Annotated in this window: 12 protein-coding genes; 9 read left to right on the top strand and 3 right to left on the bottom strand. The window is 70.9% G+C overall.

All coding sequences use genetic code 11. The features are described 5' to 3' along the window. Positions 1 to 354: 354 nt before the first annotated feature. From PZB75_RS05575 to PZB75_RS05565, 3 genes are all read left to right on the top strand, one after another. Entirely contained in the window at positions 355 to 558 is a 204-nt protein-coding gene (locus PZB75_RS05575; RefSeq protein WP_015607926.1) for a cold-shock protein, read from the top strand. 142 nt (positions 559 to 700) lie between these two features. After that, complete coding sequence (locus tag PZB75_RS05570) at positions 701 to 2419, top strand: DEAD/DEAH box helicase (protein WP_275534168.1); 1719 nt, start codon at positions 701 to 703, stop codon at positions 2417 to 2419. 459 nt (positions 2420 to 2878) lie between these two features. Next, on the top strand, positions 2879 to 3901 hold the full coding sequence (locus PZB75_RS05565; RefSeq protein WP_275534167.1) for a transcriptional regulator: 1023 nt from the start codon (positions 2879 to 2881) through the stop codon (positions 3899 to 3901). 40 nt (positions 3902 to 3941) lie between these two features. Here PZB75_RS05565 and PZB75_RS05560 read toward each other — a convergent pair whose 3' ends face one another. Beyond that, the gene (locus PZB75_RS05560; protein WP_275534166.1) at positions 3942 to 5201 is read right to left on the bottom strand and encodes an ankyrin repeat domain-containing protein; all 1260 of its coding nucleotides are present in this window, start codon (positions 5199 to 5201) and stop codon (positions 3942 to 3944) included. A gap of 78 nt (positions 5202 to 5279) precedes the next feature. Next, complete coding sequence (locus tag PZB75_RS05555; protein ID WP_275538599.1) at positions 5280 to 6161, bottom strand: hypothetical protein; 882 nt, start codon at positions 6159 to 6161, stop codon at positions 5280 to 5282. 593 nt (positions 6162 to 6754) lie between these two features. Here PZB75_RS05555 and PZB75_RS05550 point away from each other — a divergent pair. The 6 genes from PZB75_RS05550 to pyk all read left to right on the top strand — a co-directional run bounded on the left by PZB75_RS05550 (position 6755) and on the right by pyk (position 15304). Further along, on the top strand, positions 6755 to 7090 hold the full coding sequence (locus PZB75_RS05550) for a chorismate mutase (protein ID WP_275534165.1): 336 nt from the start codon (positions 6755 to 6757) through the stop codon (positions 7088 to 7090). 261 nt (positions 7091 to 7351) lie between these two features. Continuing rightward, on the top strand, positions 7352 to 9868 hold the full coding sequence (gene pepN / locus PZB75_RS05545) for an aminopeptidase N (protein ID WP_275534164.1): 2517 nt from the start codon (positions 7352 to 7354) through the stop codon (positions 9866 to 9868). Between the two features lie 249 nt (positions 9869 to 10117). Further along, positions 10118 to 11524 (top strand): aminotransferase class V-fold PLP-dependent enzyme, encoded by a 1407-nt coding sequence (locus PZB75_RS05540; protein ID WP_275534163.1) that lies wholly within the window; start codon positions 10118 to 10120, stop codon positions 11522 to 11524. Further along, complete coding sequence (locus PZB75_RS05535) at positions 11521 to 12939, top strand: SidA/IucD/PvdA family monooxygenase (RefSeq protein ID WP_275534162.1); 1419 nt, start codon at positions 11521 to 11523, stop codon at positions 12937 to 12939. Before PZB75_RS05540 ends, PZB75_RS05535 begins: the two co-directional genes overlap by 4 nt. A 91-nt stretch (positions 12940 to 13030) precedes the next feature. Next, entirely contained in the window at positions 13031 to 13732 is a 702-nt protein-coding gene (locus PZB75_RS05530) for an SIMPL domain-containing protein (RefSeq protein WP_275534160.1), read from the top strand. Positions 13733 to 13855: 123 nt separating this feature from the next. Further along, positions 13856 to 15304 carry a pyruvate kinase gene (pyk, locus tag PZB75_RS05525; RefSeq protein WP_275534159.1) on the top strand — a complete coding sequence of 483 codons (1449 nt, stop codon included), beginning with the start codon at positions 13856 to 13858 and terminating at the stop codon, positions 15302 to 15304. On the opposite strand, the gene PZB75_RS05520 is transcribed toward pyk, so the two are convergent. Then, positions 15301 to 16089: a helix-turn-helix domain-containing protein gene (locus tag PZB75_RS05520; protein WP_275534158.1), complete on the bottom strand. Its 789-nt coding sequence runs from the start codon at positions 16087 to 16089 to the stop codon at positions 15301 to 15303. The genes pyk and PZB75_RS05520 overlap by 4 nt on opposite strands. Positions 16090 to 16092: the final 3 nt, after the last annotated feature.

The following is a 16092-nucleotide window of genomic DNA, read 5'->3' as shown; positions in this document are numbered from 1 at the left end:
CCGGCGTGTGCCCACGGAACCCGCAGAACCGACCGGGGACCCCTCGGGCAGCCCCCGCCCGTCACCCGAATGCCATGAGTCCGCACGGTCCCGCAGCCCGGTGTTCACGGGGATTCCGCAAGGATTTCCGGCGCCGCCCCGGCCGAAGGACCGGCCGGTCCTTCCACCGCTCCACGGAACGTGCTACGGTAGTCGAGTTGCAGTTTTGGTACCCATGAACTTTATGTGCGCCTGACGGGGATGCTTCCATCAGGCGCTTTATTGTTTTCCGGCTTCTCCGGATGGGGCTCAATGCGGCGACTTGGAATTCGTGAAGTGCGGATTTCCGGCACTGCACCTGTTTAGGAGAATGACATGGCTACTGGAACCGTGAAGTGGTTCAACTCGGAAAAGGGCTTCGGCTTCATCGAGCAGGACGGCGGCGGCGCCGACGTCTTCGCCCACTACTCGAACATCGCCACCCAGGGCTTCCGTGAGCTCCAGGAGGGCCAGAAGGTCTCCTTCGACGTCACGCAGGGCCAGAAGGGCCCGCAGGCGGAGAACATCGTCCCGGCCTGATCGCCGCCGGACGCGTACCTCGCAGCCGGGGCTCGCACCTTCACGGTGCGGGTCCCGGTTTGTGCTGTCCCGGGAAGCGCCCGGGAAAACACCCGGAAGTACCCCAGGAAGCACCCAGGAATCCCCAGGAGGGCAATTCCGTATGACCCGCTCCGAACGCCAGGACCGACCCGTCCGCAGCCGCCCGCCGAGGGGGCGCACCACGGACCAGGCGAAGGCAACCGCAAAGGGTTCCGGCAAGGGAACCGGCAAGGCGTCACCCCGCCGCAAGGCCACGCCGCCGCAGGGTGAGTTCGCCCTGCCCGAGACCACGACCCCCGCACTGCCCGCCGTCGAGGCGTTCGCCGAGCTGGACATGCCCGCCGCCCTGCTGAAGACCCTTGCCGCTCAGGGCGTCACCGACCCCTTCCCGATCCAGGGCGCCACCCTGCCGAACTCGCTGGCGGGCCGGGACATCCTCGGCCGCGGCCGCACCGGCTCCGGCAAGACACTCGCCTTCGGACTCGCGCTCCTCGCGCGCACCGCCGGGCGCCGCGCCGAACCGCGCGCACCGCTCGTGATGGTGCTCGTACCGACCCGTGAGCTGGCCCAGCAGGTCACCGACGCCCTCACCCCGTACGCGACCTCCGTGAACCTGCGGCTCGCGACGGTCGTCGGCGGAATGTCGATCACCAAGCAGTCCGCCACGCTGCGCCGCGGCGCCGAAGTCCTCGTGGCGACCCCCGGCCGGCTCAAGGACCTCATCGAGCGCGGCGACTGCCGTCTCGACCAGGTCGCGATCACCGTCCTCGACGAGGCCGACCAGATGGCCGACATGGGCTTCATGCCGCAGGTCGTCGCGCTGCTCAAGCAGGTCGAGCCGGACGGACAGCGGATGCTGTTCTCGGCGACCCTGGACAAGAACATCGACCGGCTGGTCAAGATGTTCCTGACCGACCCCGTGGTGCACTCCGTCGACCCGTCGGCGGGCGCGGTGACGACCATGGAGCACCACGTGCTGCATGTCGCGGACGAGACCGACAAGAAGGCCGTCGCGACCCGGATCGCCGCCCGTGAGGGCCGCGTGATCATGTTCGTGGACACCAAGCGGGCCGCCGACCGCTTCGCCAAGCGGCTGCTGGCCAGCGGGGTACGGGCCGCGGCCCTGCACGGCGGCCGGTCCCAGCCGCAGCGCAACAGGACCCTCGACCAGTTCAAGACCGGTGAGGTCACCGCACTGGTCGCGACGAACGTGGCGGCCCGGGGCATCCACGTCGACGACCTCGACCTGGTCGTCAACGTGGACCCGCCCACCGACCACAAGGACTATCTGCACCGGGGCGGGCGCACCGCCCGCGCGGGGGAGTCCGGCAGCGTGGTCACGCTGGTGCTGCCCGAGGAGAAGCGGGACATGACCCGGCTGATGGCGGACGCGGGTATCGCCCCGCGCACCACCCGGGTCTCCTCCAGCGACGAGGAACTGGCCCGGATCACCGGGGCCCGTGAGCCGTCCGGAGTGGCCGTGATCATAGAGGTCCCGCAGCCGACGCAGCCGAAGGCCCGCCCGCGCGCGGGCGGTTCGGGTGCGGGCGGTGCGGCCGGGTCCTCCCGTCCGGGCAGCCGCGCCCGCGGCCGCCGTGGTGGCGCCTCCCAGGGCGCCGGCGGCGAGACACGCGGCGGCGCTCCGGCCCGGGGCGCCGGCGGGGCGGGCCGTGGCGGCGGCGAGGCACGCGGTGCGGGTGCCGGCCGTGGCGAGGCACGCGGAGCCGGTGGCGGCGGCCGGTCCGGCGGTTCCGGACGCGGCGGCGCCCCCGCACGCGGCCGTGGAACGGCCGGCGGTGGCGCACGTGGTGGCGCCGAGGGCGGCCGCAGGGCCGCCTAGTTCGGCGCGGCCCGCGCGGGAGTGCCGCGCGGGCCGGGGAGGGGGCGTCTCGGCCGGAGGGCGGGGGCGCCCCCTCTTTTCCGTGCGTATCGCCCTTTGGTACGTCCCCGATGACGACGGTCCCGGGGCCTTACCGCCTTCCCGGGAAGGGGCTTTCGGACAGTGCCGGCCCCACGCTCCATCGGTGAGGCCGGCGATCAGCCGCGGACCACTGCCGCACTCCGCGAGCGAAGGCCCCTGCTCCGTGTGCGCACTACGCAACCACGCGATCACACCCAGCGGTACGGTGGAAGCGATCCCACGACTTGAAATCCTTGCAAGCCTGCCAGTACGGGGAAGGTCCGCAGGGTGGCCGAGTGTCAGCCGAACACGGGCTCACCGGCCTGCCCGGTGAAGCGGGCTGGGACGCCCGGTTCGTCAGGGCGGTGGAAGGACTGATCGAGCTGGGGGAGGCAGGACATGGACCCGTCACGGCGGGGCGTACTCGGTTCCGCCCTGTTCAGCGTCGCGCTGACCATTCCCGCCTGGCAGGACACCGTGCGCCGCCTGGAGGACGTGCAGACGGGCAGGAGCAACCGGATCGGATTCGCCGAGGTCGATGCCGTCACCGCCATGACCGAGAAACTGTCGGAGCTGGACGACATGTTCGGTGGACGCCACGCACGCCCGATGGCGGCGGCCTTCCTCGTGAACACGGTGGCACCGCATCTGCGCGCCGACGCCCCCGACGACGTCCGCAAGAGCATGCTGTCAGCAACCGCCGACCTGCTGTACCTCACCGGCTACATGGCCGTCGACGAGGGCCTGCACGGGCTCGCTCAGCGCTACTGCACCAAGGCCCTGGAAATGGCCGGAGCCGCCGGTGACCACCTCACCTACTGCACCACCCTGCGCGGCATGAGCCTGCAAGCGGTCGACCTCGGCCACGGCACACAGGCCCTGCGCCTCGCGGACGCCGCCGCAGCGGCCTCCCCGGCCGCCGGCCCCCGCATGCGCGCCTTCCTCGCCGGCCAGCAGGCCCACTCCTACGCCGTGAGCGGGGACCGCCGCAACGCGCTGCGGCTCATCAGCGAGGCCGAAGCCGCCATGGAACAGGCCGAGTCCCGTGCCAAGGCGTTCGGGAGCTACGACACCTCCTCCCTCGCCTATCACGTGGCCCAGGTCCAACACGGCCTCGGCGACGTGGCCGGTTCCGTCAGGAACCTCCAGGAATCCTCGCGCCTGCGCCACGGCGTCTACCGCAGGACCCGCGTCCGCTACGACTCCCTCCTCGCCGAACGCCAGCTGGAAGTCGGCCACCTGGAAGCCGCCTGCGCGACCTGGGACCGCGTACTCGACGACTACCCGCTGATCCAGTCAGGCCGGGCCGACGAACGCGTGACCGTGATGAAGTCCCGGCTCCGCCCCCACCTCCGCAACGCCACCGCACGGAGCACCTACGAACGCGCCCGGGAGCTCAGCGCCTCCTCGACCGCCCGATAACCAGCCCCCGTACCTTCCCGGCCCGCGCCGCGCATCCCGCTCAACTCCCGCCCCCGCCCAGTTCGGTGAGCGCTGTGGCGGCCCGGCCCCGCACCCTCGCGTCGGTGTCCCCGCTCAGCGCCACGAGTGCCGCGACACCGTCCACCCGGTCGGCCGGGGCCAGTCCGGACAGCGCCGACGCCACCGCGTACCGCACCCCCCGGTCCGGATGCCCGGCGTGGCGCAGGATCTCCGGCAGGGCCGACCGGTCACCGTGGTGGCCGAGCGCCGTCACCGCCGCCCTCACCGGCTCCCGGTCGTCCGCCTCCCGCGCCAGCGCCCGCAGCAGCGGCACCGCACGCGCGGCGAACGGCCGCTCGTCCGCCCGGAACCCGAGCCGCCCCAGCACGTCCGCGCCGAACGCCCGCAGCGCAGGATCACCGGCCGCGCACCAGGCCGCCGCGGCCAGAAACGTTTCCTCATCGCCGCGCGACCACAGCGCGGACACCTGCTCGTGCCAGTCGTCCAGCTCCGGACCGCCGCCCCGCAACGCCCGCACCGCCAACTCCTCAGCCGGCACGCGGATGCCCAGCTCCCCCTCCAGCACGGTCGCGACGGCCCCGTGCCCCGTCTGCTGGTCCCGCCCGGCGAACGGCTCCCCGCCCCGCAGGAGTTCGACCGTGACCGTCACCCCGCCGTCGACGACCGCCCGGTCCACGACCACCTCGTGGGCCCCGTACGTCTCGATCAGCCCGCGCCGCATCTCCTCCGCCACATCGACCGCGAGCGTCCGCCGAGCCTCGGCCAGCGCGCCGGACCGCGAACCCGCCCCGTGCCGCAGCAACGCCCGTACCGTGCGCACCGAACCCCGCCGAGCGGCGAGCACCAGCGGAGGATCACCCTCCGGGCCCGCCAGATCAGGGTCCGCACCATGGGACAGCAGAGCCTCCACGATCCGCGAGTACCCCAGACCGACCGCCCAGCGCAGCGCCGTGAAACCGAACTGCTCCGGCAGATCCGGCCGCGCCCCGGCGGCGAGCAGCGCGTCGACGACCTCGGCGCCGCCGCCGCACGCCGCCCCGCACAGGGGCAGGTCCCCGGCCTCCGGCCCGCTCGCCCGGTCCGGGTCGGCGCCCGCCGCGAGCAACAGCCGCACCGCACCGGTCAGACCCTCGACCGACGCCTGGTAGAGGACGGTCGTGCCGTCCTCGTCGACCGACTCCGGGGACACCCCGGCGCGCAGCAGCCGCAGCACCGCGTCCTCACCGTCGTGCAACGCCTCGAACAGGTTCCGCGCGTCCGCGATCGGCTCTTTCGTCATGCTTCGACCCTACGGGCGCCGACACCCGTACCCGCACGCGTACCCGCTCCCGGGCCGAACCCCCGGTGTCCCGCCCCCTCATGTGTCGCACTCCAGCACCGTGCGGCACAGCCCGCACCGGACCCGCACCCTGCCGCGCACCGGGGCCCGCAGCCGCTGATGGCAGACCGGGCAGTCGAAGGAGACCCGCAGCCCGGCCGGACCGTCCCGGCCCGACTCGAAGGCATATCCGACATCGGGTGCCCGGCCCGCGCCCGGGTGGTCCAGGGCGTGGCGCCGGTCCTTGGCGTAGCGGCGCCGGCCCGCCCAGCCGGCCGCCGCGAGGGGCGGCTGCCGCAGGTCGCGCAGGGCCCGCGCCCGCCCCTTCGTGTACGCGGTGTACGCCTGCGGGCTCGTGAACCACGGCGACGGGTCCTCGTCGAAGGCGAACGCCCGCTTGGCCAGGACGTATCCGAACTCCTCCGGGGTGAGATAGCCGAGCTTCTGGCTGGAGACGGCGTCCTCCCGGAACGCGTCGAGCAGCAGCCAGCCCGCACCCAGATAGGTCGTCGCGGTGTCGGTCAGGATCTCGTTGTCGCGGGTTCCGGGGAGTTCGAGGTCAAGCCGGTGCAGCAGCACATGGGTGATCTCGTGCGAGAGCGCGGCGCCGATGTCCCTGCGGTGGGTGCGGAACCGCTCGTTGAGCTCTATGAAGTACTCGGGCCCGGCGGCCAGTTCGACGCTCGCCGCATGACGCATCGCGCGGAACCCGACGATCACCCGGGCGTCCGGCAGCCGCAGATGACGGACCAGCTCACGCGCCACCCGCTGGGCGCCCAGATGGAGATCGTCCTGATCGGAGAAGGCGGCGTCGGAGGGGAGCAGACTCGGGGCGTATCCGCGGACGCCGTCGGCGGAGAGCCGCCGGTACAGCGCGGTGATCGCCGAACCGATGGTGTCGAGGTGCGGGAAGCCGTGCACGACCTGCCCGCCGGGCCGACCGCCCCCCGGCCCGTCGGCGGGGGCGCTGCCGTGGGCGCCATGGCCGGTGTCCGCCACGTCCGGACCTCCCTTCCTGACGTTCGACCGGCCTTCACTGTAGGCGTGCGGGCGTGTCCACCGAGGGGTCGTCCCGGTCCGTGCCCGCGTGCTCGCGGTTCGTGCGCGGGCGGCTCCGGCCTGTGGGCGGGTGGCCTCGCCTGTGCGCGGGTGGCTTCGGGCGCCGCCACGTACCCCGGCATCCGGGCATACCCCCGGTGTCCACGCCTAGCCCCGGAGCGCCCGCGCGAACACGCCCGGGACCCGTGGCCCGCCTGCCTCCTGCCTCCCGGCCTGTGTACGCCCGCTCTCCCGCCTCCCGGCCTGCGCCGCCCGCCCCTCCCGCCTCCCGGACCATGACCGCGTACCCCGGCCGGACCGCCTCGCGCCGGGTCGTACGCACCGGTACCGGTCCGGCCCCCGGCGCGCGTCGCGGCGGCCCCCAGCAGCGACGGACGGCACTCCGGTACCGGCGACGGGCCGGAGACCTCCGCCGACGACCGGACGCCCGGCCCGGCCGTCTAAGCTCGACGACCATGACCACGAGTGACATCGACGAGTCCGTACGCGCGGAACTCAACCGGCTGCGCGACAGCATCGACAACATTGACGCCGCTGTCATCCATATGCTCGCCGAGCGCTTCAAATGCACCCAGCAGGTCGGACACCTCAAGGCGGAGCACCGGCTCCCACCCGCCGACCCGGCCCGCGAGAGCCGGCAGATCGCACGGCTGCGGCAACTGGCGGAGAACGCCAAACTGGACCCCGCGTTCGCCGAGAAACTGCTCAACTTCGTGGTGGCCGAGGTCATCCGGCACCACGAACGGATCGCGGAGGCGTCGACGAAAGGGCACGAAGGACCGCACGCCTGAACGGCTCCCCGCGAACCCTTCTCGTCGCCCCCTTCTCCTCCTTGCCCGCGATTCCCCGACCGCGATTCTCCGACCCCCGGGCCGGGGCGACTCCCCACGGCCCCGACCCGGGGGTCCGGAGGCCCGGTCCCCGCAGGCCGGGCCTCCGGGACCCGGACCCCCGGCCCCGCAGACCGGGCCTCCCGGGCCCGGACCCCGGCCCCGCTCCGCCCAGCGAGAACCCACATGCGCCCCGCCCGGCCCGTACGGCAGCATGGGCCCATGTCCGTACTGACGCGCGACGAAGCGCAGACCCGAGCCCAGTTCCTCGACGTACAGCGGTACACCGTCGACCTCGACCTCACCGGAGGGGACGAGACCTTCGACTCCCGGACCACCATCCGGTTCACCACCCGCTCGGCCGGGGACACCTTCGTGGAGCTCAAGCCCGCCACGCTGCGCGCGATCAGCCTCGACGGACAGCCACTCGACCCCGCGGCCCTCGACGCGAACCGCTACCCGCTCACCGGGCTCACCGAGGGCGACCACGAACTCCGCGTCGACGCCGCCATGCGGTACTCCCGTACCGGCGAAGGCATGCACCGCTTCACCGACCCCGCCGACGGCGAGACGTACGTCTACACCCAGCTCTTCATGGAGGACGTCCAGCGCCTCTTCGCCGCCTTCGACCAGCCCGACCTGAAAGCCGTCTTCGAGGTCACCGTCACCGCCCCCCAGGGCTGGAGCGTCCTCGGCAACGCCCTGGCCCAGGACCACGGCGACGGCCGCTGGACACTCGCGCCCACCCCACTGATCTCCACCTACCTCGTCGCCGTCGCCGCCGGCCCCTGGCACTCCGTGACCACCGAGCACGCCGGACTCCCGTTCGGCATCCACTGCCGCCGCTCCCTCGCCCCCCACCTCGACGAGGACGCCGACGAGATCCTCGACATCACCCGCGCCTGCTTCGACCGCTACCACGAGAAGTTCGACGAGCCGTACCCCTTCGACTCCTACGACCAGGCGTTCGTCCCCGAGTTCAACGCCGGCGCCATGGAGAACCCCGGCCTCGTCACCTTCCGCGACGAATTCATCTACCGCTCCGCCGTCACCGACACCGAACGCCAGACCCGCGCCATGGTCATCGCACACGAGATGGCCCACATGTGGTTCGGCGACCTCGTCACCCTCACCTGGTGGGACGACATCTGGCTCAACGAGTCCTTCGCCGAGTACATGGGCTTCCAGACCCTCACCGAGGCCACCCGCTTCACCGACACCTGGGTCGACTTCGCAGTCGCCCGCAAGGGCTGGGGATACGACGCCGACCAGCGCCCCTCCACCCACCCGGTCGCCCCCGACCCGGAAGCCGTCCCCGACACCGCGTCCGCGATGCTCAACTTCGACGGCATCTCCTACGCCAAGGGAGCCTCCGCGCTACGCCAACTCGTCGCCTGGCTCGGCGAGAAGGACTTCCTCGCAGGCATCAACACCCACTTCGCCCGGCACCGGTTCGGCAACGCCACCCTCGCGGACTTCATCGACAACCTCGCCTCCGCCACCGACCGCGACGTCCACGCCTGGGCCGAACGATGGCTGCGCACCAGCGGCGTCGACACCCTCACCCCGCAGATCACGGAAGCCGAGGACGGCACCTCCTGGCAGCTCGCCGTCGACCACCACGGCAGCCGCCCGCACCGCGTCACCGTCGGCACCTACGACCGGACCCTCGACACCAGCACCCGCGGCCAGGAACGGCTCGTACCACGCGACCGCTTCGAACTCGACGTACCGCGGGACGAACCCGCGCACACCCTCGCCGGCCGCCGCCCCGCCCTCGTCCTACTCAACGACGGCGACCTGACGTACGCCAAGGTCCGCCTCGACCCGCAATCCTGGGACACGGCCGTACGCGGCCTGTCCGGACTCCCCGACGCCCTCACCCGCGCGGTCGTCTGGAACACCGCACGCGACATGGTCCGCGACGGCGAACTCGCCCCGCTCACCTACCTGGACACGGCCCGCACCCACCTCCCGTACGAGACCGACCTCGCCGTCGTCCAAGGCGTCCTCGCCTTCGCGTCGACCCGCATCGCCGACCGGTACACCGGCCCCGAGGACCGCCCCGCCGCCCTCGCCACGCTCACCGCCCTCTGCCGCGACCTCATCCGCCGCACCGAGGACGGCTCCGACCCCGGACTGCGGCTCACCGCCGTACGCCACCTCATCGACGCCGCGAGCCAGCCCGACACCCTCCAGGACTGGCTCAGCAACGGCACCGTCCACGGCGGACCCGAACTCGACCCCGAACTGCGCTGGCGCGTCCTCACCCGCCTCGCCGTCCTCGGCGCCACCGACGAGACGGCCATCGCCGCGGAACTCGCCCAGGACCCCAGCGCCACCGGCCAGGAAGGCGCCGCCCGCTGCCGGGCCGCCCTCCCCACCCCCGAGACCAAGGCCACCGCCTGGCACGCACTGTTCACCGACGACACCCTCTCCAACTACCTCTTCGTCGCCACCGCCCAAGGCTTCTGGCAGCCCGAACAGACCGACCTCCTACGCGAGTACGTCCCCCGCTTCTACTCCGACGCCACCGCACTCGCCGCCCGCCGCGGACCCGCCATCGCCGAAGCCGCCGGCCGCCACCTCTTCCCCGTGCACGCCGTCGACCCCGACAGCCTCCGCCTCGGCGAACAGGCCCTCGACACGCCGGACCTCCTGCCCGCCCTGCGCCGCCAGCTCATCGACCAGCTCGACGACCTGCGGCGCGCGGCCTCCGTACGCGCCACCACCCACTGACCCGGCCCACCACCACGTCGGACCATCAAGCACCCGGCCACCACCACACAACATCCGCCGCACCACAGCGCCCGGCCCCCCACCCCAGGGGAGCCGGGCGCACCCATAGCACATGAACACACGACAACGCCGAGAAACCGGGAGTCAATAACCCTTTCGAGTTCAAAACTTCGGGCTTCTCGGCCGTGCCACGCGAAAACCGGACAAGCTGGTGGGTCCACCGCCGTGCACCCGAAGGGTCACACCACCATGCCCACCCCACCCCTCGCCGGAGGAACCGCCGGACCCGCCGCCCTCCGCCCCCTCCTCGACACCGTCCTCACCGCCCTCCACGACGGAGCCACCCGCCGCGACGGCCCCCTCCCCGCCGGCGGCCCCGAAACCGTCAGCCCCCGAACCCGCGCCACCACCCACCCCGTCCTCCCCGACCACGGAACCGGCCCCCACCACGCCCTCCTCACCCTCGTCACCGCCCTCACCGAAGGCGCCGCCGACCCCGCTGACCCCCACTGCGCCGCCCACCTCCACACCCCACCCCTCGCCCTCGCCGCCGCAGCCGACCTCGCCGCCTCCGCACTCAACCCCTCCATGGACTCCTGGGACCAAGCCCCCGCCGCCTCCACCATCGAAGCCGACATCACCACCACACTCGCCACCGAGATCTACCCCCACACCCCCTCACCCGACGCACTCATCACCACCGGCGGCACCGAAGCCAACCAACTCGCCCTCCTCCTCGCCCGCGAACACCACGGACCCGTACAAACCGTCCGAGGCGCCAACGCCCACCACAGCATCGACCGCGCCGCCTGGCTCCTCGGCCTCCCCGAACCCCTCACCGTCCCCGCCCCCGCAGGCGTCATGGACCCCGCCGCACTCGACGAAGCCCTCACCCAACTCCGCCACACCCACCGCACCCTCCTCGTGACCGCCACCGCCGGCACCACCGACACCGGACAGATCGACCCCCTCAACGACATCGCCGACCTCTGCGCCACCCACGGCGCCGAACTCCACATCGACGCCGCCTACGGCGGCCCCCTCCTCTTCAGCCCCGACCAACGCACCAAACTCCACGGACTCGACCGCGCCCACAGCGTCGCCCTCGACCTCCACAAACTCGGCTGGCAACCCGCCGGAGCCGGCATCCTCGCCGTCCCCGACCACCACCGACTCGACGCCCTCCACCACCACGCCCCCTACCTCAACGCCACCGACGACACCGACGCCGGACTCCCCGACCTCCTCGGCCGCTCCCTGCGCACCACCCGCCGCCCCGACGCACTCAAAATCGCCGTCACCCTCCAAGCACTCGGCCGCCACGGACTCGCCGACCTCATCGACCGCACCTGCGCCGCCGCCCACCACCTCGCCGACCTCATCGAAAAAACCCCCGGCCTCGACCTCTACGACCGCCCCACCATCACCACCGTCCTCTTCCGCCCCACCAACACCGACGACCACACCGTCGCAACCATCCGCCGCACCCTCCTCACCCGAGGCCACGCCGTCCTCGGCCGCGCCCACACCGACCACCGCCTCTGGCTCAAAGCCACCCTCCTCAACCCCCACACCACCCCCGAAGACCTCCACTCACTCATCGACCTGGTCAACAACCTCGTCGCAGAACTCGCGGAAGGCAGCACTCCCCGATGACCGACCGGCCCACCCACGGACCCGACCAACCGCACGACCTCATCGGCATCGGCATCGGCCCCTTCAACCTCTCCCTCGCCGCACTCGCCCACGGCATCCCCGGCAACCCACACCCCCTCGCCACCACCTTCTACGAACAACGCCCCGCGTTCCGCTGGCACCCCGGACTCCTCATCGACGGAGCCACCCTCCAAGTCCCCTTCCTCGCCGACCTCGTCACCCTCGCCGACCCCACCAGCCCCTGGAGCTTCCTCAACTACCTCCGCAGCCGCGACCGGCTCTTCCCCTTCTACTTCGCCGAACGCTTCCACATCCACCGCACCGAATACGACTCCTACTGCCGCTGGGTCAGCGAACAACTCCCCGGCCTCCACTTCGGCCACCAGGTCGACGCCGTCCGCTGGAACACCGACCGCGCCCTCTTCGAAGTCGACTTCACCCAACTCGACACCGACGGCGAAGCCGAAGCCCTCGGCCGCGCCTACACCCGCCACATCGCCCTCGGCGTCGGCACCGAACCCCACATCCCCACCCCCCTCAAACCCCTCGCCGACACCGAAACCGTCCCCGTCATCCACTCCGCCGACTACCTCCACCACCGCGACCGCCTCCTCACCGCCGACCACATCACCGTCATCGGCTCCGGACAATCCGGCGCGGAAATCTTCCTCGACCTGCTCCGAGCCCGCCCCACCGGCCACGAACGACTCCACTGGCTCGCCCGCACCCCGGCCTTCGCCCCCATGGAGTACTCCAAACTCGGCCTCGAACACTTCACCCCCGACTACAGCCGCTACTTCCACGCCCTCCCCGAAGCCGTACGCGACGCACTCGTCCCCCAACAATGGCAACTCCACAAAGGCATCGACACCGACACCATCACCGCCATCCACGACGAGCTCTACCGCCGCACCCTCCACGGCGGCTGGCCCGACGCCACCCTCACCCCCGGAGTCCGCGTACGCACCGCCGGACGCCTCCCCGGCAACCGCGTCGAACTCCACCTCGAACACACCCAGCAGACCACCCGCGACCGCCTCGTCACCGACGCCGTCGTCCTCGCCACCGGCTACCGCGAACGCCCCATCGACGCCATGCTCACCGGCCTCGACCCCCACCTCAGCCGCGACACCGCCCACCGCCCCGCCATCGACGACCGCTACCGCCTCGTCCTCGACCCCGCCGTCACCGGCAACGTCTACGTACAGAACGCCGAACGCCACACCCACGGAGTCGGCGCCCCCGACCTCGGCCTCGCCGCCTGGCGCAGCGCCACCATCCTCAACGACCTCACCCGCACCAACCCCTACCCCCTCCCCGAACGCACCGCCTTCACCACCTTCGGCCTCACCCCCCACACCACCCCCCACATCCCCGCCCAGGGCCACGCCCGAGTCCCCCTCACCCACAGCTGACCCACCCCAACCCACACACCCGGACCGGGCAACCACCCCCCACACCCCAAGAAACCCACCCCACCACCCCACGCGATGCGACAGTGGACCCATGACCACCACCCCACAACCCCACGGCACACCCGACGCCCCCAAACTCTCCGTACGCGGCGAAGGCCGCCTCGAAGTCGAACCCGAAATCGCCCGCCTGCACATCACCATCACCGCACGCGGCACCGACCGCCGCACCGCCCTCGACGCCCTCACCCACCGCAACACCCAACTCCTCGACCTCATCCGCAGCTACGGCGACACCATCGAAAAAACCGAAACCGGCTCCCTCTCCATCACCCCCGAACTCACCCGCCACGGCCGCGGCGAACGCATCCACGCCTACCACGGACGCGTCGCGATCACCCTCGAACTCAGCGACTTCACCACCCTCGGCGAACTCACCACCCGCCTCGCCGACCAAGAACTCACCCAGGTCGAAGGCCCCTGGTGGTCACTACGCCCCCAATCACCCGTACACGCCCTGGCCCGACGCCGAGCCGTCCACGAAGCACTCCAACGAGCCCACGAATACGCCGACGCACTCGGCACCCGAGTCGTCGCCCTCCTCGAACTCGCCGACACCGGAACCACCGGACACAACCCCGCCCCCGGCGGCTTCGCGAGCGCAGGAGCACGCTTCGCCATGAGCGGCCCCGCCCCCCAGAACGGCGACGCGGGACCCATCGACCTCGAACCCGTCCGCCAGACCGTCCACGCCCAGGTCGACGCGATCTTCACCCTGGCACCCCCCGAACTCTGAAACACGCTCATCGGAGCACCCCCGCGCACAATTCAACACTTGTCAATAACCCTTCACACAAAGGCCGTTGAGCAGTCACCCCCGGCCAATTGCCTACCCATCGGTAAGCCCTAGGCTCAAACCATGCGCCGAGCAAAAATCGTCTGCACCCTGGGCCCCGCCACCGACTCCTACGACCAGATCAAGGCACTGGTCGACGCCGGAATGGACATCGCCCGCCTCAACCTCAGCCACGGCGACCACACCGAACACGAGGAGCGGTACCACCGCGTCCGGAAGGCCGCCACCGAGACCGGCCACAGCGTCGGCATCCTCGCCGACCTTCAAGGCCCGAAGATCCGCCTCGGACGCTTCCACGAAGGCCCCGTACTCCTTGAACGCGGCGACACCTTCACCATCACCGTCGAACCGGTCCAAGGAGACCGCTTCGCCTGCGGCACCACCTACGAAGGACTCGCCGACGACGTCACCACCGGCGAACGCATCCTCATCGACGACGGCCGAGTCACCCTCGAAGTCACCTCGGTCGACGGCCCCCGGGTCCACACCACCGTCATCGAAGGCGGCCTCGTCTCCGACCACAAAGGCGTCAACCTCCCCGGCGTCGCCGTCTCCGTCCCCGCCCTCTCCGACAAGGACATCGACGACCTCCGCTGGGCCCTGCGGACCGGCGCCGACCTCATCGCCCTCTCCTTCGTGCGCAGCGGACGGGACATCGAGGACGTCCACCAGGTGATGAAGGAGGAAGGCCGGTACCTCCCCGTCATCGCGAAGATCGAAAAACCGCAGGCCGTCGAAAACATCGACGGCATCGTCGCCGCCTTCGACGGCATCATGATCGCCCGCGGGGACCTCGGCGTCGAAATGCCCCTGGAAGACGTACCGATCGTCCAGAAGCGCGCCATCAAGCTCGCCAGACGCAACGCCAAACCGGTCATCGTCGCCACCCAGATGCTCGACTCGATGATCGACAACTCCCGCCCCACCCGCGCCGAGGCATCCGACGTCGCCAACGCCGTCATCGACGGCACCGACGCCGTGATGCTGTCCGGCGAGACGAGCGTCGGCAGACACCCCGTCGAAACCGTCAGGACAATGGCACGCATCGTCGAGGCGGCCGAGGAAGACCTGCTCGACAAGGGCCTGCCACCCCTCACCGAACGCAACAAACCCCGCACCCAGGCCGGCGCCGTGGCCCGCGCCGCCGCCGAGATGGGCGACTTCCTGGACGCGAAGTTCCTGGTGGCCTTCACCCAGAGCGGCGACACCGTACGCAGACTGTCCCGCTACCGCTCACCCATCCCACTGCTTGCCTTCACCCCGGACACCTCCACCCGCTCCCAGCTCAGCCTCACCTGGGGCGTCGAATCATTCCTGGGCCCCCACGTCGACTCGACGGACGCGATGGTGGCCCAGGTCGACGAGGAACTGCTCCGGATCGGCCGCTGCGACAAGGGCGACGTCGTGGTCATCACGGCAGGCTCCCCACCGGGCGTCGCGGGCTCGACCAACCTGGTCCGCGTGCACCACATCGGCGAGGACGACAGCCCGAAGCAGCGCCCGACGTCTTAGTATTTCGGCCCGATGTGGGCGTCCATGAGAGCGACGGACGCCTTGCGGGCGACGGAGATGTTGTAGGCCCTGCCGGCACGGTGACAATGTCTCCACTCGACGTTGAGCTTGTCGAGCGTGTCCGTGTAGAGCTTTCTGATGTCGTCGGAGACATTCGTGAACCAGTACCTTGCGTACACGTATCGCTTCTGCTCGCTTCCGACGGTCCGAGTCGTCCAGTTCAGGTTTCGGCACCCGTCGGAGTGGACCAGCCCGCGAACGAACTCCCACGGATGTATGTCCACGAGTTCTTGCTGCCAGGCTTCGAGTGCGATCTTCCGCTCGTGCTTCCTTCCCGGTCCGTGTTGGGGAAAGAGGCACTCCAGATGTGCCGAGTACACCTTGATGTTGTGGCAGCCGACCTTGCGCACACGGCACACCTTGTTGTCCGGGAAGACTGCGCGCAACGCGTCCTCGGCGGCATCCATGAGGCCGGGCCATCCGTCGTCACACGTGATCATCAGGTTGGGCACCCGGTGGCCTGCGTACTGACTGATATGCCCGTCTCCGAGGTAGAGACCGAGTAGATAGACGTACGAGGACTCGTTCAAAGGCCGACCGTCGCAAATTGGGCACTTTGGGTCGTGCGAGCCGGGGCATTCCCCGCGTTTGGCGCGATCCATATGGCGCCAGTACGAGACAGTGCCGAGCGGTACATTCAGCTGCCGCGCGACATCGGCGTTCCGCGCCCCACCCCGCAGCAGGGTGAGGGCTCTCTGTCGCACGACAGTGCCATGAAGTTTCATGGT

This window comes from Streptomyces sp. AM 4-1-1, from assembly GCF_029167625.1.
Lineage (GTDB): Bacteria > Actinomycetota > Actinomycetes > Streptomycetales > Streptomycetaceae > Streptomyces.
The sequence above is the reverse complement of the archived record's forward strand: the minus strand, read 5'-3'. Positions and strand labels throughout refer to the sequence as shown.

What these genes read in the sequence shown, in the direction of transcription:
- PZB75_RS05575 (WP_015607926.1), top strand. Translation starts at nt 355, where the DNA reads ATGGCTACTGGAACCGTGAAGTGGTTCAACTCGGAAAAGGGCTTCGGC.
- PZB75_RS05535 (WP_275534162.1), top strand. Translation starts at nt 11,521, where the DNA reads ATGACCGACCGGCCCACCCACGGACCCGACCAACCGCACGACCTCATC.
- PZB75_RS05520 (WP_275534158.1), bottom strand. Translation starts at nt 16,089, where the DNA reads ATGAAACTTCATGGCACTGTCGTGCGACAGAGAGCCCTCACCCTGCTG.
- PZB75_RS05565 (WP_275534167.1), top strand. Translation starts at nt 2,879, where the DNA reads ATGGACCCGTCACGGCGGGGCGTACTCGGTTCCGCCCTGTTCAGCGTC.
- PZB75_RS05530 (WP_275534160.1), top strand. Translation starts at nt 13,031, where the DNA reads ATGACCACCACCCCACAACCCCACGGCACACCCGACGCCCCCAAACTC.
- PZB75_RS05560 (WP_275534166.1), bottom strand. Translation starts at nt 5,201, where the DNA reads ATGACGAAAGAGCCGATCGCGGACGCGCGGAACCTGTTCGAGGCGTTG.
- pepN (WP_275534164.1), top strand. Translation starts at nt 7,352, where the DNA reads ATGTCCGTACTGACGCGCGACGAAGCGCAGACCCGAGCCCAGTTCCTC.
- PZB75_RS05540 (WP_275534163.1), top strand. Translation starts at nt 10,118, where the DNA reads ATGCCCACCCCACCCCTCGCCGGAGGAACCGCCGGACCCGCCGCCCTC.
- PZB75_RS05550 (WP_275534165.1), top strand. Translation starts at nt 6,755, where the DNA reads ATGACCACGAGTGACATCGACGAGTCCGTACGCGCGGAACTCAACCGG.
- pyk (WP_275534159.1), top strand. Translation starts at nt 13,856, where the DNA reads ATGCGCCGAGCAAAAATCGTCTGCACCCTGGGCCCCGCCACCGACTCC.
- PZB75_RS05570 (WP_275534168.1), top strand. Translation starts at nt 701, where the DNA reads ATGACCCGCTCCGAACGCCAGGACCGACCCGTCCGCAGCCGCCCGCCG.